The organism is Phycisphaerae bacterium (assembly GCA_012729815.1).
In the GTDB taxonomy this organism is placed as follows: Bacteria; Planctomycetota; Phycisphaerae; order JAAYCJ01; family JAAYCJ01; genus JAAYCJ01.
The window spans coordinates 14,921-36,064 of record JAAYCJ010000179.1 but is presented as its reverse complement, the minus strand read 5'-3'; the positions used below and the strand labels follow the sequence as shown (position 1 = coordinate 36,064).

Annotated in this window: 17 protein-coding genes and 1 pseudogene; 13 read left to right on the top strand and 5 right to left on the bottom strand. The window is 64.7% G+C overall.

Annotation, left to right across the window (positions count from 1 at the left end; translation table 11 throughout):
• Positions 1-90: 90 nt before the first annotated feature.
• Together GXY33_12220 and hydF are read left to right on the top strand one after the other, a co-directional pair.
• On the top strand, positions 91-1,506 hold the full coding sequence (locus tag GXY33_12220) for an aspartate ammonia-lyase (GenBank protein NLX05896.1): 1,416 nt from the start codon (positions 91-93) through the stop codon (positions 1,504-1,506).
• Positions 1,503-2,756, top strand: coding sequence for a [FeFe] hydrogenase H-cluster maturation GTPase HydF (gene hydF, locus GXY33_12215; protein NLX05895.1), 1,254 nt, complete (start codon positions 1,503-1,505; stop codon positions 2,754-2,756). The genes GXY33_12220 and hydF overlap by 4 nt, the downstream gene beginning before the upstream one ends.
• 495 nt (positions 2,757-3,251) lie before the next feature.
• Here the strand turns inward: hydF and GXY33_12210 are convergent, their stop codons facing one another.
• Together GXY33_12210 and GXY33_12205 are read right to left on the bottom strand one after the other, a co-directional pair.
• Positions 3,252-5,597 carry a hypothetical protein gene (locus GXY33_12210; protein NLX05894.1) on the bottom strand — a complete coding sequence of 782 codons (2,346 nt, stop codon included), beginning with the start codon at positions 5,595-5,597 and terminating at the stop codon, positions 3,252-3,254.
• Positions 5,598-5,624: 27 nt separating this feature from the next.
• The gene (locus GXY33_12205; GenBank protein ID NLX05893.1) at positions 5,625-6,722 is read right to left on the bottom strand and encodes a hypothetical protein; all 1,098 of its coding nucleotides are present in this window, start codon (positions 6,720-6,722) and stop codon (positions 5,625-5,627) included.
• Between the two features lie 188 nt (positions 6,723-6,910).
• Here GXY33_12205 and GXY33_12200 point away from each other — a divergent pair, with 188 nt between their 5' ends.
• The 5 genes from GXY33_12200 (at position 6,911) to GXY33_12180 (ending at position 10,368) form a co-directional block, all read left to right on the top strand.
• Positions 6,911-7,384 (top strand): 6,7-dimethyl-8-ribityllumazine synthase, encoded by a 474-nt coding sequence (locus GXY33_12200; protein ID NLX05892.1) that lies wholly within the window; start codon positions 6,911-6,913, stop codon positions 7,382-7,384.
• Positions 7,385-7,478: 94 nt separating this feature from the next.
• A complete protein-coding gene (locus tag GXY33_12195) occupies positions 7,479-7,817 on the top strand; it encodes a YbaB/EbfC family nucleoid-associated protein (protein ID NLX05891.1) in 339 nt (112 codons plus the stop codon).
• 15 nt (positions 7,818-7,832) lie between these two features.
• Positions 7,833-8,426 carry a recombination protein RecR gene (recR, locus tag GXY33_12190; protein NLX05890.1) on the top strand — a complete coding sequence of 198 codons (594 nt, stop codon included), beginning with the start codon at positions 7,833-7,835 and terminating at the stop codon, positions 8,424-8,426.
• A gap of 69 nt (positions 8,427-8,495) precedes the next feature.
• Positions 8,496-9,443, top strand: coding sequence for an SDR family oxidoreductase (locus GXY33_12185; GenBank protein ID NLX05889.1), 948 nt, complete (start codon positions 8,496-8,498; stop codon positions 9,441-9,443).
• Positions 9,436-10,368, top strand: a complete 933-nt coding sequence (locus tag GXY33_12180; protein NLX05888.1) for a decaprenyl-phosphate phosphoribosyltransferase — start codon at positions 9,436-9,438, stop codon at positions 10,366-10,368. Before GXY33_12185 ends, GXY33_12180 begins: the two co-directional genes overlap by 8 nt.
• Before the next feature lie 9 nt (positions 10,369-10,377).
• On the opposite strand, the gene GXY33_12175 is transcribed toward GXY33_12180, so the two are convergent.
• From GXY33_12175 to GXY33_12165, 3 genes and pseudogenes are all read right to left on the bottom strand, one after another.
• Positions 10,378-14,730: a hypothetical protein gene (locus GXY33_12175; GenBank protein NLX05887.1), complete on the bottom strand. Its 4,353-nt coding sequence runs from the start codon at positions 14,728-14,730 to the stop codon at positions 10,378-10,380.
• Between the two features lie 748 nt (positions 14,731-15,478).
• Positions 15,479-15,568 (bottom strand): annotated as a pseudogene (locus tag GXY33_12170) (prepilin-type N-terminal cleavage/methylation domain-containing protein).
• Positions 15,569-15,608: 40 nt separating this feature from the next.
• Positions 15,609-16,604 (bottom strand): LacI family transcriptional regulator, encoded by a 996-nt coding sequence (locus GXY33_12165; GenBank protein ID NLX05886.1) that lies wholly within the window; start codon positions 16,602-16,604, stop codon positions 15,609-15,611.
• Positions 16,605-16,819: 215 nt separating this feature from the next.
• Between GXY33_12165 and GXY33_12160 the strand changes: the two genes are divergently transcribed.
• The 6 genes from GXY33_12160 (at position 16,820) to GXY33_12135 (ending at position 21,107) form a co-directional block, all read left to right on the top strand.
• A complete protein-coding gene (locus GXY33_12160) occupies positions 16,820-17,605 on the top strand; it encodes a hypothetical protein (GenBank protein NLX05885.1) in 786 nt (261 codons plus the stop codon).
• A 9-nt stretch (positions 17,606-17,614) separates the two neighbouring features.
• Entirely contained in the window at positions 17,615-18,058 is a 444-nt protein-coding gene (locus GXY33_12155) for a hypothetical protein (protein ID NLX05884.1), read from the top strand.
• Positions 18,059-18,141: 83 nt separating this feature from the next.
• Positions 18,142-19,206: an aminopeptidase gene (locus GXY33_12150; GenBank protein NLX05883.1), complete on the top strand. Its 1,065-nt coding sequence runs from the start codon at positions 18,142-18,144 to the stop codon at positions 19,204-19,206.
• A 240-nt stretch (positions 19,207-19,446) separates the two neighbouring features.
• Positions 19,447-20,175, top strand: a complete 729-nt coding sequence (locus tag GXY33_12145) for a response regulator transcription factor (GenBank protein NLX05882.1) — start codon at positions 19,447-19,449, stop codon at positions 20,173-20,175.
• A 277-nt stretch (positions 20,176-20,452) separates the two neighbouring features.
• Positions 20,453-20,842: a hypothetical protein gene (locus tag GXY33_12140; GenBank protein NLX05881.1), complete on the top strand. Its 390-nt coding sequence runs from the start codon at positions 20,453-20,455 to the stop codon at positions 20,840-20,842.
• 61 nt (positions 20,843-20,903) lie between these two features.
• Complete coding sequence (locus GXY33_12135; GenBank protein NLX05880.1) at positions 20,904-21,107, top strand: hypothetical protein; 204 nt, start codon at positions 20,904-20,906, stop codon at positions 21,105-21,107.
• Positions 21,108-21,144 lie beyond the last annotated feature (37 nt).

Sequence of the window (21,144 nt, the reverse complement as noted above, 5' to 3'; positions counted from 1 at the left end):
ATGCCAGCACGTCGGCGGGCCTTTTTTGCGCATCGGGATGGGGGCAACGAACCATTGATAACCGCGGGTGGCGGCGGCTACAATCTCCGCATGTCCCAATACCGACGCGAAGAAGACCTTCTGGGCGAGGTGGATGTGCCGGCCGACGTGCTGTACGGCGTGTACACGGTGCGGGCGCTGGAGAATTTCCCGCTGACCGGCCGGGCGGTGAACCGGGGGCTGGTGCGGGCGTACGGGGCGGTGAAGCTGGCGTGCGTTCGGACCAACCGCGAGTTGGGGTTTATCGACGACGCGCGGGCGGCCGCGATCGAGCAGGCGTGCGCCGAGATGGCTGAGGGAACGCTTGACGCGCACGTGGTGGTCGACGCGCTGCAGGGCGGAGCGGGCACGTCGACGAACATGAACGTCAACGAGGTGGTGGCGAACCGGGCGCTGCGGATTCTCGGCAAGCCGCTGGGCGACTACGCGACGATCTCGCCGCTGGACCACGTGAACCTTCACCAGTCGACCAACGACACGTATCCGACCGCGTTGAAGGTGGCGGCGATCAAGAGCCTGCGGAACCTGGAGCGCGAGGTGGTCGGTCTGCTCGAGGCGTTCCAAGCCAAGGAGAAGGAATTAGGCCACGTGGTGAAGGTCGGGCGGACGCAGTACCAGGACGCGGTGCTGACCACGCTGGGCCGCGAGATGGGAGCGTACGCGGAGGCGTTCGGTCGGGACCGATGGCGGATCTACAAGTGCGAGGAGCGGCTTCGGGTGGTGAACCTGGGCGGCACGGCGATCGGCACGGGCCTGGCGGCCCCGCGGCAGTTCATCTTCCGATCGACCGAGCACCTGCGCGAGATCACCGGGCTGGGTCTGGCCCGGGCTGAGAATCTGGTTGAGGCCACGCAGAACACCGATGCGTTCGTCGAGGTCAGCGGGATTCTCAAGGCGATGGCGACGAACCTGCTGAAGGTGGCGACGGATTTGCGGTTTCTCTCGTCCGGGCCGGACGCGGGGATCGGCGAGATCGCGCTGCCCGCGCGGCAGGCCGGTTCGTCGATCATGCCGGGCAAGGTCAACCCGGTGATCCCGGAGGCGGTCTCGCAGGCGGCGATGGTGACGATGGCCAACGACCAGATCATCGCCCTCGCTTCGTCGATGGGGCACCTGGAGCTCAATGCGTTCGTGCCGCTGATCGCCGAGGCGCTGCTGGGCAGTCTGGATTTGTTGGCCAACGCCTCTATAATTTTCCGACGGCTTTGCGTCGAGGGGATTGCCGCGGATGAGCAGCGGTGCCGGCGGAGCGTCGAGAATTCGACGGCGGCGGTGACCGCGCTGGTCGAGCGGATCGGCTACGAAGTGGCCCAGAGCGTGGCCCAGACCGCCCGGCGGGAGAATCGCGGGATTCGGGAGGTGGCGGTGGAGCGCGGGGTTCTGAGCGAACAGGAATTTGACGAACTGGTCTCGCCGGAGCACGTGACACGGCTGGGATCGGTGATGAGGAAACGGGAAGAGCCATGAAGGCAACGCCGAAGGGTTTTCGACTGCACATCGGGCTGTTCGGCCGGCGGAACGTCGGCAAGTCGTCGCTGCTGAACGCGATGACGCGGCAGATGGTCTCGATCGTTTCGGACGTGGCGGGCACGACGACCGACCCGGTGGAAAAGCCGATGGAGCTTCTGCCGCTGGGGCCGGTGCTGTTCATCGACACCGCGGGTATCGACGACGTGGGGGCATTAGGCGAAAAGCGGGTCGAGCGGACGCGGCAGATCTTCGATCGGACGGACATCGGGGTGGTCGTGGTCGAGGCGGGGCACTGGGGGCCGTTCGAGGACGCGGTGGTCGACGAGCTGATCCGGCGCGAGGCGCCGGTGGTGGTGGTATTCAACAAGGCAGACCTGGCCTCGCCGCGGCCGGAGGTGGTGCGGCAGCTCGACGAACGCAAGATCCGCCATCTGACCGCGGTGGCGTCGCGCGGCGAGGGCATTTTTGAGCTGCGCGAGGCGCTCGTCCGTTCGGCTCCGGAGGACTTTATCAATCCGCCGTCGATCGTAGGCGACCTGGTGCCGGCGGGCGAGCTGGCGGTGCTGGTGGTGCCGATCGACCTGGAGGCGCCGAAGGGGCGGCTGATCTTGCCGCAGGTCCAGTCGATCCGCGATCTGCTCGATAACGACGCGTACTGCATGGTGGTCAAAGAGCGCGAGCTGAGGGACGCGTTGGAGCGGCTCAAGCGGCCGCCGGCTCTGGTGATTACCGATTCGCAGGCGTTTTTGAAGGTGGCGGGCGATACGCCGCCCGAGGTGCCGATGACCTCGTTTTCGATCCTGTTCGCCCGGTTCAAGGGCGATTTGAACGAGTTCGTGCGAGGAGCTCTGGCGATCGAGGATCTGCGGCCGGGCGATCGCGTGCTGATCGGCGAGGCGTGCACGCACCATCCGATCGGCGAGGACATCGGGCGGGTGAAGATCCCTCGCTGGCTCACGCAGTACGTCGGCGGCAAGCTGGAGTTCGTCACGACGCAGGGCCATGATTTTCCCGATGACGTGACGCCGTTCAAGTTGATCGTCCACTGCGGGGCGTGCATGTGGAACCGCCGCGAGATGCTCTCGCGGATCCTTCGCTGCCGCAAGCAGGGCGTATCGATCACCAACTACGGGGTGACGATCGCGTACTCGCTGGGGATTTTTGAGCGGGCTCTGGCTCCGTTCCCAGCCGCGATGGAGGCGTTTCGGCAGGCCCGGGACGTTAAGCGACAACGTCCGAGTATCTGACCGACAACCCTTCTCGGAGCAAGCGGCACGGAGCACGCGGACCACGCGGAGAAGACCCGGGATCAGATAGATTGGGCAAGAGGGCGTACGTTTTGTACAAAATGTGCAATCGTTCCACGCTCAGGATTCGGGGTTTGCGATTGCCGGGCCTTGTCGGTGCGCGGGTTTTGTACAATTTGTAAGGTTTGCGCGGCATTTGCAGACCGCGCGAGGAGGGGAGGTCCCAGTTTGGCGTCCGGTATTCAGTTGTCAAACGTCGCACGGGGCGACGCGCGGGCGGGGGGGCGGTGGGTCCCCGCCGGATAAAGATAGCATGGGAATGGGGTGGATGCAAATCGGCGTCTACGGGGGCGCGGGCAGAAACGCCAGAAGGAATCTCTACAGGATCGCGGGGAATGTGCGAGGAATGTGGGCGGGTCGGTGCCGTTGGTCTCCCGACGCTGAATCGCCTGGGACGAGGGTGGTGCGTCCGGAGGACACACCCTACGTCTGACCCTACGTCGCGTGTTGAGGCGTGATGAGGTAGGTTTCGCCGGGTTCGGTGGCGAATTCGACCACGTCGTCACGTGGCGTGGTGGGGATGGTGTGGCCTTGGTGGGTGACTTGCAGCGGGTTGTCGGCGGCGGGGCAGCGGACGCGGCAGGGTTGGCCTTTGTCGGAGGTGATGCGGGCTTCGGTCAGGCGGCTGTTGGTCCAGGCGATACCGACGCTGAACGCGCCTCTTGCCCGCAGGCCGCGGACCTCGCCCTCGGGCCAGGCGGTCGGCAGGGCGGGCAGCAGGCGGATGATGCCGCGGTGGCTCTGGAGGAGCATTTCCGCTACCGCGAAGGCAGCGCCCAAGCCGGCTTCGATCTGAAACAGCCGCGGCACGTTGAAGGCCCAGTCGGCGGTCAACGCGTTGTCGTGCAGGTCGCAGCCGACGGTCAGCAGGTTCTCGAGCAGCACGCTGCGGGCCAGGCAAAACAGGGATTCGCAGGCGAGTTCGGCGTCGCCCAGCCGGGCGTACATCGCGGCCAGGTAGGCGTAGCTCCAGCCGAAGTTATGCGAGCGGCCCTGGGCTTCGCGAAGGGCCACCGCTTTTCGGGCCGCCTCCATCAGCTCCGGCGTCTGCTCGAACGTGAATTCGTCGCCGGGAAACAGCGGATAGAGGTGCGAGAAATGCCGGTGGGCCGGCTGCTCGGCCAGCGGGGCGGGCCACTCCTTCAGTTCGCCGCCTTCGCCGATGGCATACGGCAGAATGCGGTCGTGCAACTCCCGCCAGAGCGGCCAGAGGTCGCGATCGACGCCGAGGATCTGACCGCCCTCGAGCAGATGCCGCATCACCTCGCGGACGAGGGCGGTGTCCATCGCGGCGTGAACGGTCATGGCGTACCCGTTGGCTGGGGCGTTCTCGGGCGAGTGCGAGAGGCCGGTCACGTAGGACCCGTCCTCGATCCGCACGAGAAAGTCGCGGTAAAAGAGGCCGACTTCCCTGATGAACGGGTAGGCCCGCTCGCGGAGGAAGTCGAGGTCCATCGTGTACTCGTAGTGCGTCCAGTAGTGCTGGGCGATCCACGCGGCGGCGCCGGACCAGAAGGGGCCCTGGCGGCTCCAGACCATCGAGTCGCCGCCGGCGATCCCGTAGAAGAGGATTCCCGCGCAGCCGGCCATCTTCGCCGCGTTGCTCCGTCCGGTTTCCACGAACCGATCCATCTGGTTGAACAGGGCCAGGTTGCACTCCGGCAGGGCGGCGGGGTTACAGAGCCAGTGGTTCATCTCGACGTTCATGTCGAAGTGCCAATCGGCGTCCCACTCCGGGGTGAACTGGTCGTTCCAGATTCCCTGAAGGTTGGCTGGGCGGCGTCCCGCGCGGTTGGCGGCGAGGATCAGGTAGCGTCCCATGTCGAAGATCGCCTCGGCCAGTCGCGGTTCGAAAGTCCCATCGACGGCCCGGCCGATGAGCTCGGACAGATTCGCTTCTTTGTTTTTATTGACACGGTCCAGGCACAGCGAGGCGCGGCCGAAGGCGGTCGAATGCTCGCGGATGTGCCGATCGCGCATCTCGGCCACGGCAACGCCGCGTGCCCGCTGCATCTTCTCGCGGGCGGCGGCGAGCCAGTCCCGATCGCCCTTGCCCGCTTCGACGGCGATCAGCAGGACCAGATCGGTGGCGTCGGTAAAGACGAGGCCGTTTGCCTGATGGTCGGCACGGACGGTTCCGCCATCACAGTGAAGTGACGCTTCCAGCCCCGATCCGACGCCTTCATCGAATGCGCCTTGGACACAAAGCGACGCACCCTCCACCTTCGCCGACCACCGGTAATGGTCCTGCGGCCGCCGGGTGAATTGCAGCCGGCCGGAGAGCTGTCGCTCCGCCGTCAGCCGTACGACGATCACGTCGTCGTTCAGCGGGACGAAGCATTCCTGAGTGATCCGGCCTTCGGTGCGCCAACGGACCGCCGCTGTTCCGGAGACCAGGTCGAGCGATCGCCGGTAGTCGCGGCAGGCGTCCTGTCCGTCCAGTTCGAGGACGAGGTCGCCGATCGGCTGGAACGAGTTGGTGTATCCGGTGTAGCTGTCGGAGGTTTCGTGGTCGCGCGGCATGACGGCCATGTCGATCTTCTGGGCGTAGAGATCGTTGGCCTCTTTGGCTTGGCCCGCCATCATCAGGTCGCGGGCCTGGCGGACGATCTGGCTGTAGTCACCTATCTGGCGGCCGGCGTGGTCGCGCCAGAAGTCCACGTGGTTCAGCGAGAGGACGGTCCGGCCCGGTGGGCCCCAGAGCATGGCGGCGGTGATGCCGTTGCCCAAGGGCCAGCCCTCGATCCATTCCTGAGCCGGTCGGGTCAGGACGGTCCGCATGGATCGTCTCCTGCATTGGCGTTTGGTCTATCGGACCGCCAGTTCGGCTGAGAGGTCCAGGTAGCGTTTGATCGCCTCGGGCGGAATGTTCCACGGGATATGGTTGCCGACGCACATGACGTATCCGCCGGTCATGCGGCTGGTCTCGACCATGCTGCGGACCATCGCGTCGATCTCGGCTGGGTTGTTGCGGGTCAGGACGCGGTTGTCGCCCTCGCCGGCCAGGAAGAGGTTTCGGCCTTCGTATCGCCGGGCGATGGCCTTGTAGTCGGTGTAAGGTTCGGAGATGATGCCGCGCGCCCCGCAGGCGATCACGTCGTCGGCGAAGGAGTCCATGTTCCCATCGGCCATGAAGAGCACTTCCTTGCCCTCGGCTTTGACGATGGACCAGAACTCCTCGTAGCGCGGGAAGATGTGCTTGTGCATCCATGCGGGCGAGCAGACCGGTCCGCGGGTGGTCACGATGTCGTCGTGGCAGAGGACGAAGTTGACCGGCAGCTTGGAGAACACGCGAAACACCCGCCGGTTGATCTCGGCGAACTCGTCCATGATCCGGTCGAACTCCGGCTCGAGGCAGATCTGGAGGAACATGTCCCATCCGAAGGTCAGCAGCGGCCACATGAACAGCGTGTTATAGAAGCCGACCGTGTCGGGCGCGCCGGGCTTGCCTCGTTGCGGAGGCTTGCTCGGGTCGCCGCCGTAGGCCCGCAGAAGCTGGTCTTCATCGCGATAGTCGCGCGACTCGACGACGGGGATGTCGGTGAAATCGCCCTGCTCCAGGGGGGAGAACTTGAGGGCCTCCTCGGGTGAGGCGAACTTGATGCCCCAGTCCCAGTGCGTGGTTTCCGCGTCGCCCCAGCGGACGTAGTGGCGGCCCTGATCGTCGCTCCGCGAGCTCTGCCCGGTCAGGTCGAGTCCCGGCCGGCGCCTCGGCTCGTCCGACTCCGGGATATCCAGTTGCAGTTGCGGATACAGCTCGGCCAGCCGCTGGCGGCACTGCCGCGGGTGCTCGTAGTAGTCGATGCCGCTCAGGTACGTCTCAGCGTCCGGGCACGACCAATGCTCCCAGTGAGGGATGCGCTTCGGGGCCAGTCCCATGTACGCCAGGTAACGATCGCTCGCCATGTCGGTTCTCCTGCAAGAGCTTTCGCGGACCTTTCGTCGCCAAAGTGTATTCGCCGAAATCGGTTTGTCGAGAGGAAAACCCGCACGGCGTTCCATTCTTTCTGTCCCCTTGCCTCGCCCGCGGGTGGCGGGTACACTGGTCGGCGTGTTGGTGTATAAGTGTGGGTGATTTTCTGGAGTGTGGACCCATGGGTCAGGAATTCGCCGGTAAGCTGGTCGTTCAGCCGGCCCATCGTTTTGTGGTTCTGGTCAGCCGGTTCAACAGCTTCATTTCCCAGCAGCTTCTGGTCGGGGCCAAGGACGTCCTGATCCGCCACGGGGCGAGCGAGGAGCAGATCGACGTGGCGTGGGTGCCGGGCTCGTACGAGCTGGCCCTGACCGCCAAACGCCTGGCGGCGGCGGGCCGGTACCAGGCGGTGATCGCTTTGGGCGCGATCATCCGCGGTCAGACGCCACACTTTGACCACGTGGCCTCGCAGACCGCCCGCGGGCTGGCCCAGGTGGGGCTCGAGACGATGGTTCCGGTGGTTTTCGGGGTCATTACCGCCGACAATCTGGAGCAGGCGATCGACCGGGCGGGAACCAAGGCGGGCAACAAGGGGGCCGACGCGGCGATGACCGCGATCGAGATGATCAACCTGTTCGAATCGCTGGAAAAATAGCCCTGGCGCGCCAATAATTAGGTTTCCACTCCCGTGCCGGGGCGGCCGTCGATCGGCTCGGCGTCCCGAAATCAGACAAGATCAGGAGAGCAAAATGTTCGGATCGTTAGGCAATATGATGGGCCTGCTGGGCAACCTGGGCAAGATCGGCAAAGAATATAAGCAGGCCATGGAAGAGCTCAAGGCCAAGCGGATCGAGGGACGGGCCGGGGGCGAGCAGGTCCGCGCGGTGGTCAACGGATTGGGCGACCTGGTCGAGATCAAGATTGCCCCGGAACTGGTCGCCGGCGGTGACGTCGAGATGGTCGAGGACCTGGTGCTGGCGGCGGTGAACTCGGCGACCGAACAGGCCCGGGAGGTGGCGCAGGAACAGATGGCCAAGTTAACCGAGAGTCTGCCCCTGGGCCCGCTGAAGGGACTTCTGGGGCAGTAGAGGGAGAGGCAACAAATGGCTTCCGAGGTGTTGGACAGGCTGATTTCGCATTTGGAGAAACTGCCCGGCCTTGGCCGTCGCAGCGCCGAGCGGATCGCCTTTTACCTGTTGCGGACGGATCGGGACGACGTGTTCGCCCTGGCTGAGGCTGTTCGCGACCTGAAACTGAAGCTGACGCACTGCAGCGTGTGCTACAACCTGACCGACGTGGACCCGTGCCGGATCTGCAGCGATCCGCGGCGCGACCAGTCGGTGGTGTGCGTGGTCGAGCAGCCCAAGGACCTGGCGACGCTTGAGAGCATCGGTTCGTTCGGCGGGGTGTACCACGTCCTGATGGGGCGTCTGGCCCCGCTGGAAGGGGTCGAGGCGTCGGACCTGACCATCGAGGCGCTGGTCCGGCGGATCGAGTCGGGTCAGGTCAAAGAGGTGATCATGGCCACGAATCCGACGCTGGAGGGCGACAGCACGGCGCTGAACGTGGCTTCGCGGCTGGCCGGGCTGCCGGTGAAGATCACGCGGCTGGCCCGGGGCGTGGCGGTGGGCGGTCAGTTGGAGTTCACCTCCAAGGCCACGCTGGCCGATGCCTTGACCGGGCGCAAGGAGCTTTAAGGGGCGGCTCTGACGTGGGCTGTCGCTTTCGGGTGTGGAGACGGACCGCTTTTGTGAAGGGGGCCGACGATGCGGATTTTGATCGCGGGAGGAGCGGGGTTTATCGGTTCGCATCTGACGCGGCGTTACGCCCGCGACGGCCACCACGTGATCGTGGTGGACAACCTGGTGACCGCGCCGTCGTGGAACCTGAGCCTTCTGCACCGCTACGACACGATCGAGTTCGTCAAGCACGATATTTGCGAGCCGTTGCCGTTCGACGTGGGGCCGCTGGACGCGGTGATCGATATGGCGTGTCCGGCCAGCCCGGTGGACTTTGAGCCGCTGTCGCTGGAGATTTTGCGGGTCTGCTCGGCGGGCGTGGGCAACCTGTTGGAGCTGGCCCGGGCCAACGGCTGCCCGTTCCTCCACGCCAGCACCAGCGAATGCTACGGCGATCCTCAGGTGCATCCGCAGCCGGAGAGTTATTGGGGGCACGTGAACCCGATCGGTCCGCGAAGCTGCTACGACGAGGGCAAGCGGTTCGCCGAGGCGCTGGTGGTCAACTACCACCGGCGGCACGGCGTGCCGACCCACCTGGCGCGGATTTTCAACACCTACGGCCCGGACATGCGCTTAAGCGACGGTCGGGTCATGCCGTCGTTCATCACCCAGGCTTTGCGGAACGAGCCGGTCACGCCGTACGGCGACGGTTCGCAGACCCGCAGCTTCTGCTATGTCGATGATCTGGTCGAGGGCCTGGTGCGGCTTTTGGAGTCGGACTACGTGTATCCGGTGAATCTCGGCAACCCCGATGAGGTGACGATTCGCCAACTGGCCGAGGAGATCATCGACATTACCGGAAGCACCAGCCGCATCGCGTACCGCCCGTTGCCCCAGGACGACCCGAAGGTCCGCCGGCCGGACATCGGTCTGGCCCGGGAACTGTTGAACTGGTCTCCGCGGACCGATAGAATAGAAGGCCTGAAGGCAACGGTCGATTACTTCCGCCAGAAGCTGGACGAAGGGCATGGCTAAACCGTTCGCGTATATCCGGCTGCTGCGGCCGGTGCACTGGAGCAAGAACGTCTTCGTGTTCGCGGCGCTGATCTTCGCCGAGCAGAACCTGATGTTCGAGCCCGACAAGATCGTCGCGACCCTCATCGCCTTCGGGTCGTTCTGCCTGATTTCGAGTTTCGCGTACGTCATCAACGACATCCACGACGTCGAGCAGGACCGGCTGCACCCGCGCAAGCGCAAGCGTCCGCTGGCCAGCGGCGAGGTGCCGATGCACGCCGCGTGGACGCTGGCGGTGGCGCTGGTGCTGGCCGGGGTGTTTCTGGCGTTCGGGTTCAAATTCCTGTTGGGCGTCGTGGCGGCGGCGTACCTGCTGCTGAACGTCGGTTATTCGTTCTGGTTCAAGCACATGCTGATCATCGACGTGATGTGCATCGCCATCGGCTTTGTGCTGCGGGCGCTGGCCGGGGTGTTCGCGATCGGCGTCCCGCTGAGCCCGTGGTTGATCGTCTGCACATTCACGCTGTGCCTGTTCGTGGGGTTCGGCAAACGGCGGACGGAACTGGCGGTGGCCAAGAACGACCACCAGCTCGCCAGCGACCGTCGGCCGGTGCTGGCCAACTACACGCTGGAGCTTCTGGGCCACCTGCTGAGCATCTCAGCCGCCCTGGCCGTCATCACGTTCCTGCTTTACACGATGGACCCGAGCACGGCTGCCAAGTTCGGCACCAACTACCTGATCTACACGGTGCCTTTCGTGGTCTACGGCGTTTTCCGGTTCGCGGTGATCATCCAGACCGGCAAGTACGACGGGCCGATGGAACTGCTGGTCGAGGACCGGCCGTTTCAGGCGACGGTGATCGTGTGGCTGGTGCTGGCCGCGGTGATCGTCCACGAAGGCCCGCAGATTCGGATCTGGCTTCACCGGTTGGCCGACTGGTACTGACCGCGTCGGCTATTGCGGGATTCGGACGACCACGGTCTTGACCTGGAGCCACTCGCCGACCGGAGCGGGCGTGACGGCTGCCTGATACTCCCTGCCGTTCGCGCGGACCATCGCCGTATACTCTCCGGCGCCCGACTTGCACCAGAACCAGGCTTTACCCTCCGCGTCGGCGACCACGCCGATCGGCGCGCCCGGTTGATCGGTCGGGATCAGCCAGACCGGGGTATCGGCCATCGGCTTGCCGGCTGGGTCGAGGATTTGGACGATGACCTCCGGGCTGAACCGCGGTTCGAGCTTGGGCACCTCGTCGAAGTTGTCCTTCAGCGCGTCGTAGGTCCGCAGGTATGTCGCGCGAGGCGCAGCGGGGTCGAAGAAGTTGTACGTGCCGCGGCCCCAGATGATGTGCTTCCGCTTGATCTGTTCGCCGGATTGAGCGGGCCATGCGATCTCCGGCGACGCGCCGCTGTAGTCGGCGCCGTCCCAGAGGGAAATGAAGGGGTGGTAGCGTTTGGTGGAGGCGAAGGGCCAGATGCCGGCCACGTCAATGGCGCGAAAGGCCTGAATCCGGCCGGCCATGTAGAGGGTTGCCGCGTTCAGCCGTCGCCAGAAGTGGGGCCGCGGGTCCTGGCCCTGTTGCCGAAGGCTGCGGACCTCGCCCTGGTAGGTCCAGCCGAAGTCGCCGCCGAGGCTCACCTCGCCGAGGGTGACCGGTTTGCCGTATTTCTCTTTCCAGCCGCTGAAGAACCGCGGCTGAACGTAGTGGCCGTCGATCACGTCGACGCGGTCGTCCTTGTAGGCGTCGGTGTAGAGGAAGGTGTGCCCGCCGTTGTTGACGACCGGCCGGGTGGGGTCGATTTCCTTGACCGCACCGTCCAGGCGGAGTTGGATTTCAGCGGTTCGTTTGACCGACTCATCGACGTCGGTGGTTTCGCGGATCGACCCGAACTCATTCTCCGTGCTCCACATCACGCACGAGGGATGATTGCGCTGGTTCCGGACCTGGTCGCAGACCCAACCGACGGCCCTCATCGCTTGCTCAACGTTCGGAAGGCCGTCGTCGCCGACCGCGTCGGCGGGCAGGCTGAAGTTGCTCTCCTGGCAGATGAGCATGCCCATCTCATCGGCCAGGTCGAGGTTCTCGGGAAAGAGCATGCCGCCCTTGTGAAAGCGGAGCATGTTGACGTTGGCCTGCTGAACGTGGTCGGCGTAGTGCCAGCGGAGATGACAGCGGTGGAACGGAAGCTCCCACGCGGCGATGCTTTCGCCCTGAATGTGGAAGGGCTTCTGGCCGTTGAAGACAAAATCGACGCCATCGACCCGGAACTCGCGGAACCCGAAACGGGTGAACCGCCGGTCGAGCGCCCGGCCGTCGGCGTCGGTCAGTTGCACTTCGAGGAAGTACAGATAGGGATTGCCCGGTCCCCAAAACTCAGGGTCGCTCCAGGGCTTGCGGAGCGCGATCCGCGTGTCGCTTGCCGCAAGCGGCGTTGAGCCGAGGTCCAGAACCGTCCGGCTTGCGTCGCGGACAGACGCCGCCAACACCGCGCCGGATTCCGGCAGGTCGGCCAGTTCCAGGTCGACGTCGAGCGCCATGTCGCGCACGGAGGTCTTGACGAACACGTCGGCGATCCGCGACCGGCCGGTGACGTTAAGGAAGACGTCGCGGTATGGGCCGGTCTGCCGCGGCCGGTGGGTTCGCCAGTGGTGCGACGAGTCGCCGCGCGAGAAGTGCCGAGTCACGCCGGGAACGATCGAGTGCAGGACCAGCCGATCCTTGATCCGCTCGAACGGCGCGTTGCCCGGCGTCGAGAAGAACAGGACGCTGTGGTCCCATTCGAGCTGGCGGTGGTAGAGGCCGTCGCCTTCGACGGCGACCTGATTGGCGCTGCCGGTCTTCCGGGCGATGTTCTGCCCGTCGAGCAGGATTTCCACCTCATCGGGTTTCTGGTCGTAAGCCCCGCGCACCATCGTCAGCCGATACGCATGCCCCTTGTAGTGCGACACGTCGGCGGCCAGCGAGGCCATCGGCTGATGGAGCGGAAGGGGGATGATGCCCTTGTAGACGTTCTCGGCGAACAGGCAGATGGTGTTGTCCCGGCCGAAGCGAAGGCGGTCGGTCAGATCGACCTTGAAGGGCAGGATTCCCTCGTGGTAGTCCACCTTTTCGCCGTTGCAGAAGACGGTGGCGAAATCGGCGACGGCTTGGAATTCGATCGTGATGCGCTTGTCGCTCCATTCTGACGGGCAGTAGACGCTTTTCCTGAACCACGCGCCGATGATGTCCTCGTTGACGTTGAAGATTTCATCGCCGACGTCGCACGGGACGTTGATCGGCCGCCAGTCGTCCGCGGGGATCGCCGTTCCGTCGTCGCCGACCTTGCCCGGCTGCCATTGCCACTGGCCGTTGAGGCACAATTGTCCTCCGAGCCACTCGGGCTGTTGCGCCGCCGGCGCCAGCGCGGTCTCGACGACCTCGGCGGGCGGGGCCTCGACGCCGGCGGGCTTGAGTTCGACGTAACCGGAATAGACGTGCTCGGGCAGAAACGGCGTGACCTGGAAAACTCCGGTCACCGCGGCCAAGCCGTGCTCGAAGTCTTCACCGTCGGGAATGAAGTGATGGCGCGGATTGGCTTCGTAATGCCACTGTCCGATGCCGGTGGCGTCCTCGACGGTCGCGGCGATCTCGAAGCCGTCCTTGCGGCTGGTCAGGTATTCCAGGACCGCCGGTTCGGTAAACAGGAACTGCCCGCGAAGGTCGCCGGCGTCCAGTTGGATCGATTTGACGACGCCGGCAATCTCGCAGCTCGCCGACGCGGGCGTCTCGGCACGATAGCGGACCACGTCGATGCGGGCCTGCTTGACGTCGCTGTTGGCGGCGATGGGGAGCCGCCGCTGGACGACGATCCGCGTCGGGCCCGCGGTCCACTTCAGCGCGGTCTTGGCCCGCTGGCGGTACTCGCAGAGCGTGTAGCCGGCCATCCGGTGCCGCCGCGGCTCCGGGCCGATTTCGATCGGCGCGTCGGAGGCGGTGATCGCGATGCACACCGGCGTGGCGGCGCTGTCGGTGCTGCGGAAGACGATGTGGCTGACCGGCTTTTGCGGATGAGGGTTCTTCCATTCGTAGAGGTAGAACCCGACGAATCCTTTCTCGAGGTTCTGGCCGACCCATGCGACGTGGGCGAAGCGGGCGGAATCGTCCCTGGGCTCCCACCAGTCGGCGATCTCATGGTCGCTGCGCAGGGGGATGGTCTCTGTCCCGCCGTCGGCGTAGTGGATCACGTAGTCGGCCATGTGGATGTTGCTTCCGCCCCAGGCTGCTGTGTGGAGGAAGTAAAGGAACGGCGCGGCGGCGTTGACCTGGATGGGGTCGCCGGCGAGCGGTGCGAGCGGGGTGTGCTTGCCTCTCAACAGGATGCAGGCGGGTCGCGGCGCGTTGCCGACGACTTCGAGCCGGTCGTTGATGTGGAAGGGCACGTTGCGGAAGAACTGGTAGCCGCGCGGGATGAACCGCAGGTCGTTGGCGCCCTGATCGGTCCATCCGCCGGCGCCGTCGTCCGACTTATCATCCTCGAACCGGCGGTTGGCGACCTCGTCGAGGTAGATATAAGTGACCGCGCCGCTCTTGCCGGGCCCGTTGCCGACGGTCTCCTCCGCTGTGGCTTCATCGAGATTTGAGGTCAGGATGCGGACACGGCGGACCAGGACCGTGGCTGGGATGGCGGGGTTGCCGTGCTGGCTGGTCCCGACCTCGACCGTGAAGGGGTGGATCAGCCACTGCTTGGGGATCAGGTCGAGCAGGACGATCTCCTTTGTGGCCTGCCCGCGCGAGACCTCCAGGACGGCGGTGCCGTTGGTGATGGTCAGTGTGGTCCGGCAGTCGCCGGTGAACTTGAAGGGCAGCGGCTGTGGCGGGATGACCGTGGTGTTCCGGCCCTCGCGGTGCCGCCTGACGAGGCAGACGCTGTTGTCGTTGCCGTGGTTGATGTGGATCCAGACGGACGGTTCCTGATGGGTATTGCCGTCCTTGGGATAGAGCATAATCGTGAAGTCGCGGTAGATCTCGAGGCCGGCGGTGTCGATCTCGATGCGCACCGTGGCCCCGTCGATCGAAAACCCCGGTTCGTACCGGATGGCGTGGCCCGCCCATTCGTGGCCCTCGCCGGCAAGGCTCTCGATGCGAAGGTTCGAGCCGTCGGCCTCGACCGTGCCGCGGTCGGAAGAACGGACCCAGCCGGGCAGCGTTTCGAAGTTCTCCGCGCTCAGTTCGGAGACGACCTTCCACTCCGCTGCATCCTCCGCCAGGGCGGTGTAGAAGAACGCCGCGGTCAACAGAACCGACACCATCCACGTCACCGTTTTCATCGGATTTCCTCGCACAAAGCTGCTGTATGGAGGGACTAGAGGCTATCCGGCTGCCACGGCGACCGGCGAAGACTCACCATCGATAGCCCCAGTAAAAAGCGTTGTAGTAGTCTCCAGCCGTTGGGAGGGCGGTTTGGGCGATTGCGTGGCCGTCGAAGAAGAAGAAATTCGACGAGTTGTTATGGACGAAGTAGCCGCCCGCTACCATTTCCTCGCCTTCGAAGCCGCCCCATCCCCATTTATTGTTCTGAGGAAAACACGCGTACTCGAACTCGGGTTCGCCGTAGAGATCGTGCGTCCCGCACCACAGCATGACGCTCCGACTGGGGGGCTCGGGCAGATCTTCCGGGGCCGGCAAGACCCTTGCTCGCCCCAACTGCCAGTTCACGGAATAGCCGGCTGAATGGGCGGTCGGCGGCGCTCCTCCCAGGAAGTTCGTACAGTAGATACTCGCCCGCTGGCTGGAGACCTGCGTCCTGTCACTGGACATGCGTGTGTTGACATACTTGCCGATTCCCCACCACTCGTTGCCGAACCTGTCTTTCGTTGCATCAGAATACCAGCCGAAGTAGGCATAGCGATCTGAGGGAAGGGGGTCATTATCGCTAGTAGGCTTCCATCCTCCCCAATCCCGAAAACCAACAGGACCTTCGCGGAAGCCCTCGTCGTGATAGTAGGTGAACATGACCGCAAGCTGGTGGAACCGGTGCAGGCAGGTTACCGACTTGGCCTTCGCCGTCGCCATGCTCAGCGCCGGCAGCAGGATCGCCACCAGGACGGCGATGATCGCGATCACGACCAGCAGTTCAATGAGGGTGAAACCTCGCAGCGTTTTCATGGCGTTGGCTCCTGACTTCCTCAGTTCTTCACGTTGTTGCCTACGTGCTTTCTCGGACGATGAGCCTGGTCGGAAAGGAGACTCTCCTTCCCGGCCCCTCTTTCTTTTCGATCATATTGACGACCATCTCGACGGCAGCGCGGATCATGTTTTCGCGGTCCTGGGCGACGGTGGTCAGCGGCGGCCAGTAGTAGCGCCCCGCCTGCGTTCCGTCCATGCCGAGCAGGGCCACGTTATCGGGAATGGTCAGTCCGGCCCGGTGAATTCCCCACGCGATCGCGCCGGCTGTGTGGTCCGAATGGGCCACGACGGCGGTCGGCCGATCGGATCGCCGGACCAGTTCCTCCGCATGACGCTCCATCACGCCGACGTCCCAGGTGTCCAGGCGGCTGTGGTGCATTTCCATCCGATGACGGTCGCAGGCCTCACGCAGAGCCCGTGTCTTCTCGCCGCGGCAGTCCGGGTCCGAAGGGCCCACGAAGCAGATCGTTTGGTGCCCTCGCTGCTTGAGATGAGCCACGGCCTCGTCGACCCCCGGCCGCCAGTCGGAAATGACGCTGGAAAGCCCGTCCACGTCCTGCACGCAGAGCACCACGGGAAATTCTTCCGCCACCATCTGTTCGTATTGACGGGTGCCGGGTTGGAGCGCGTTGCCGAAGAAGATTGTGCCATCGACTCCGCGGCCAAGCAGGCCGTCGAGGCACTCCAGGTCGTTTGCCCCGGTTTTCCACTCGGTCACGGAGATCAGCAGATGATAGCCGCGTTTCTCGGCTTCGCGAAGGGCCAAAGCCGCCAGTTCCGCGTAGTGGGGCATGTGAATGTTGCCGCAGACAAAGCCGATGGAGAAGGTCCGACCGCGGGCCAGGCAGCGGGCGGAAAACGACGGCCGATAGTTCAGATCCCGCACCGCCTCGAAAATCCGCTGGCGGGTCGGTTCGGAAATGCGAACGGTGGAACGGCTGCGATTCAACACCTTGGAGACCGTCGTCTTGGTCACCCCAGCTCGACGCGCGATGTCGGCAATCGTTACCGCCACGGCCTGCTCCAAGCATAAATGATATATAAGTACTTATAATCTAGGGTAACCAGATAACCGATACCCGGTTACCGGTTACTCACTTCCGATATTACCGTTTTTCGATCCCCCCGTCAAGACCCTGGAAAAAAGGAGCGAATTGCCGGACCGGTGAGGATTGAGCGGCGGAGACTGAGGCGGTATAGTCGCAAGCAACACATGGGAAAGGGTTTGCGATGGCGATGAGTTCTCGCGAGCGGGTGTTGGCGGCGGTGGCGCATCGGGAGGCGGACCGGGTGCCGGTGGATTTGGGCGGGTCGATCATGAGCGGGATCATGGCCCAGCCGCTGGATCGGCTGCGGAAGCACCTGGGGATGGCCGACCGGCCGGTGAAGGTCTACGAGGTCTACCAGATGCTGGGCGAGGTGGAGGCCGATCTGGTCGAGCGGCTGGGGATCGACGTCCTGCCGGTTGAGCCGCCGGCGATCTTCTTTGGCCTGCGGCGGGAGGGGTGGAAGCCGTGGCGACTGTTCGACGGGACGGCGGTTCTGGTGCCGGGTCAGTTCGACGTGGAGGTGGACGCCTCAGGCGACTGGCTGCTGCATAAAGGGGGGGATCCAGCCAAGCCGGTGGTGGGGCGGATGCCCAAGGGCGGGTACTACTTCGACACCGCGGGCGACATGAGTCTACATCTGGACTTCGAGCCGCCGGCGCTGTCTGAGGTGGAGAAGGGCTACCGCCAGCCGATTCCGTCGGCGCGTCTGGAGTACCTGGCGGCAGAGGCCGAGAGGCTGCGTGCGACGGGCAAGGCGCTGTTTTTGGGGGCTTGGGGGAGCTTCGGGCCGCCGACGGTGGGCAATCTGCCGGACTTCCTGGCGCTGATGGCGGCGGACGAGGCGTACGTCGATCGGCTGTTCGAGATCGCAGCGGACTCGCAGCGTTCGCGGCTGGAGCAACTGCATGAGGCGGTAGGCGATCGGATCGACATTTTTGGCATCGACGGGACGGACATGGGCACGTAGCGGGCGGAGATGTTCCGGCCGGAGCACTTCGAACGGTGGTATCTGCCGTACTACCGGGCGATCAACGGCTGGGTGCACGGGCACACGAGTTGGAAGACGTGGAAGGACTCGTGCGGATCGATCCCGAAGTTCATGGCGTATCTGGCGGCCAGCGGGCTGGATTGCATCAATCCGGTCCAGTGCAGCGCGGCGGGAATGGACCCGCGCCGGCTGAAGGAGGAATTCGGCGACCGGCTGACGTTCTGGGGCGGCGGTGTGGACACGCAGAAGACGCTGCCGTTCGGGACGCCCGAGCAGGTGTACGATGAGGTGGCTGAGCGGCTGCGGGTCTTCGGCCCCGGCGGAGGGTTCGTGTTCAACCCGGTGCACAACGTGCAGGCGAACACGCCGCCGGAGAACATCGAGGCGATGTTCGAGGCGATCCGCGACCACGGCACGTATCTGATCGATTAGAAAAACCGGGTCGGCCTTTGCGCGGAGCCGGGGGTCGAGTATAGTAGGCGGGTGTGGGGAAGAACGCGTTCGGGGGGTTTGCCATGCGAGGTCTACTTGCCGTCGCCGCGCTGGCGGCGTTGATGTTATCGGGAGGCTGCGGGTTCACCACGCTGGACTACCTGCTGTTGCTGGCGGCGGGACAGGCCGAGGTGCTGGAGGGATCTGAGCCGATCAGCGAAGCGCTGGCCGGATCGGACCTGGACGCATCGACGCGGGCGAAGCTGCTGTGGGTGCAGGAGGTTCGCGAGTTCGCCACGGGACGGTTGGGGCTGGAGGCGGGCGAGAGCTACCGGTTGTTCTACGACACGTCGGGCGGTCCGGCGGTGTGGAACATCAGCGCCGCCCCGAAGGATCGGCTGACCGCGGCGAGCTGGACGATGCCGGTGATCGGGGCCATCGAGTACGTGGGGTTTTTCGATTTGAAAGACGCCCTGGCCTACGAGCGGTACCTGGAGGGATTGGGGCTGGACGTCTGGCGGTTCGGCGCGGTGGCCTACAGCACGGCGGGCATCTATCCGGACCCGCTGTTCTCGCCGGTGCTGGAACTCGCCGAGGACGAACTGGCCGAGACGGTCATCCACGAGCTTACCCACAACACGGTCTTTGCCGCGGGCAACTCGGCGTACAACGAGAGCGTGGCCACGTTCGTGGGCCGCCGCGGCGCCGAGATGCTGATGGAGGAACGGTTCGGCACGGGTTCGGAACTGGCCCAGCGGTTTGACGAGCGACGGGCGGACGAAGGGCGGACTGAAGCGTTCATGAGCGATTTGATCGCCGATCTGGAGGGGTTCTACAGCCGCGAGGACCTGGGCCGCGACGAGAAGATCGCGGGACGCGACGCGGTGTTCGCCTCGGCGTCGGAGCGGTTCGCAACGCAGGTGCTGCCGGAGATGAGCGAGCCGGCGCGTTACGCCGGGCTCGCCGACCTTCCAGCCAACAACGCGTTCGTACTGCTGCATCGGCGATACCACCTGGACCTGGAGCTGTTCGAGTCGGTCTACGAGGCGTCAGATCGCGATCTGCCGGCGGCGATCCGGGTTTTCGGGGAGGCGGCGGGGACGGATGATCCATACGGGTATCTGCGTTCCGCGTCCGCCGGCCGCTGAAAAGCGTGTGGGGCGCACGCGGATGTGACGCCGGTAGAAAAGGCTTTTCATCCAGCCGACATGTGGTATAATAACGAATTGTCCGCAGGGGTGGATAGAAGGGAACGGTTCTTGTTGCGATTGACGGCCGTATCGGGTTGATCAACGGGACGGTGGAGGCGTTGACCGGCTGTGACGGGAGGGCCGGCGAACCGGGCGTCATGGATCGGCTGCGCTTTGATGGACGAAGTGGGGGTTGCCATGAATCAGGATCATTCGACGGGGGCCAAGAAGTCCAGGCTGTTTATTGTGGACGATCATCCGCTGGTGCGCCAGGGGTTGCGCCAGTTGCTGGAACTCGAAGGCGATCTGGAGGTCTGTGGCGAAGCCGACGAACCGATCGCCGCGATCCGGGGGATTGCCGCTGAGCGGCCGGACCTGGCGATCGTGGACATCAGCCTCCAGTGCGGCGTGGAAGGGCTCGAGTTGATCAAGGACATCCGTTCGCGCGTCCCGGATGTGCCGGTGCTGGTGGTCTCCATGCACGACGAGTTTGTACTGGCCGAGCGCGCCCTGCGGGCCGGGGCCAAGGGCTACGTGATGAAAGAAGAGGCGATGGAGACCGTGATGACCGCGGTCCGCAAGGTGCTTCGCGGCGAGTACTACATCAGCGACAACGTGGGCAAGAAGCTGCTGGCGGGACTGATCCACGGCCAGATGATGATGGAAAACTACCCGATGGACCAGTTGACCGACCGTGAGCTGGAGGTGTTCCACCTGATCGGTCAGGGACTGGGAACCAGCCAGATCGCCGACAAGCTCCACCTGAGCGTCAAGACGGTGGAGACGCACCGCGCCCACATCAAGGAGAAGCTCAAGCTCGAGGACGCCAACCGGCTCCTGCAATACGCCATTCAATGGGTGCATACCGACGCGGCGAGCTCAGTGAACGGCAGCGGACCTTGGCAGGGCGGCGCCGGACGCCCGTAAGCGTATTCCCACAAGGGGTTTATCCGGGACGGAGGCGGTGCGCGCGGCCTGGGGGCTTCCCCGATGCCTGGGTCGGCGGATGTGCTGAAGGGGAAAAGGGGGACCGGCCCGATTGTTGGAATGGGACGGGAGCGGTAGACTGGGCTCATCGCCGTCGATGACGGCCGGAACAACCAGAGGCAAAGGGCCGGAGGCTGGGCGGGTGGGGGGATTCGCCCAGCCGATTTTCACGAAGGGGGAGATGAGGCGGATAGTCATGGAACACAGGAGGTGCGACATGATGGAAAGCGATGGCGTCCAACGGAGCATCGACCGGTTGTCCAATGTACTCTCGTACGCCCTCGATACCGATCCGGTAACCCTCCGGGAGTTCGAGAGGTGGCTTCGGCGCCTCGGAGGAAGCGCAGCCAAACTGGATCGCCAGCGGGCGCTGGCCGCGGCGGGCGCGAGGCTCATCAAGAAGGTGGTTATCGGTGCGGCGCCGTCGTGGGACTCGCCGGCTGAACTGGCGGAAATCCTCAAGGAGACGCTGCGGGAGGTGATGGCGGAACACGAGCCGTCGATGGTGATGCGGGAGGAAACGATCCGGCGGTCAGCCTCTTCCCGCGCCGCCGCCGCCGGACAGGCGATCTCGGAACTGACCGTGATCGGGGACGGCCTGAGTTGATCGTGGATCGGCGGCCGCGGACAGCGGTCGCAACGGCGTTGGGCTGCGGAGGCAAAGTTAAATGATACGAATGAAAACGAACGTGCTGGAGGGATACCAGTCAGGATTTCAGGAGGACCGGTGTCCGGAGTGCGGTTCGCCGATGGGGGTCACGTTCCGGATCCAGCAGCAAGAGGGCACGTTTCTGTGGTTCGAGTGCACGGGTGCGGGGCGGTGCGTCCGGTTGCTTCGCCGGTACGAGCCGCAGGGCGCGCTGCAGGCATGACCGATTGAGACGGCGCCGGCACAGGCGACGCAGGATC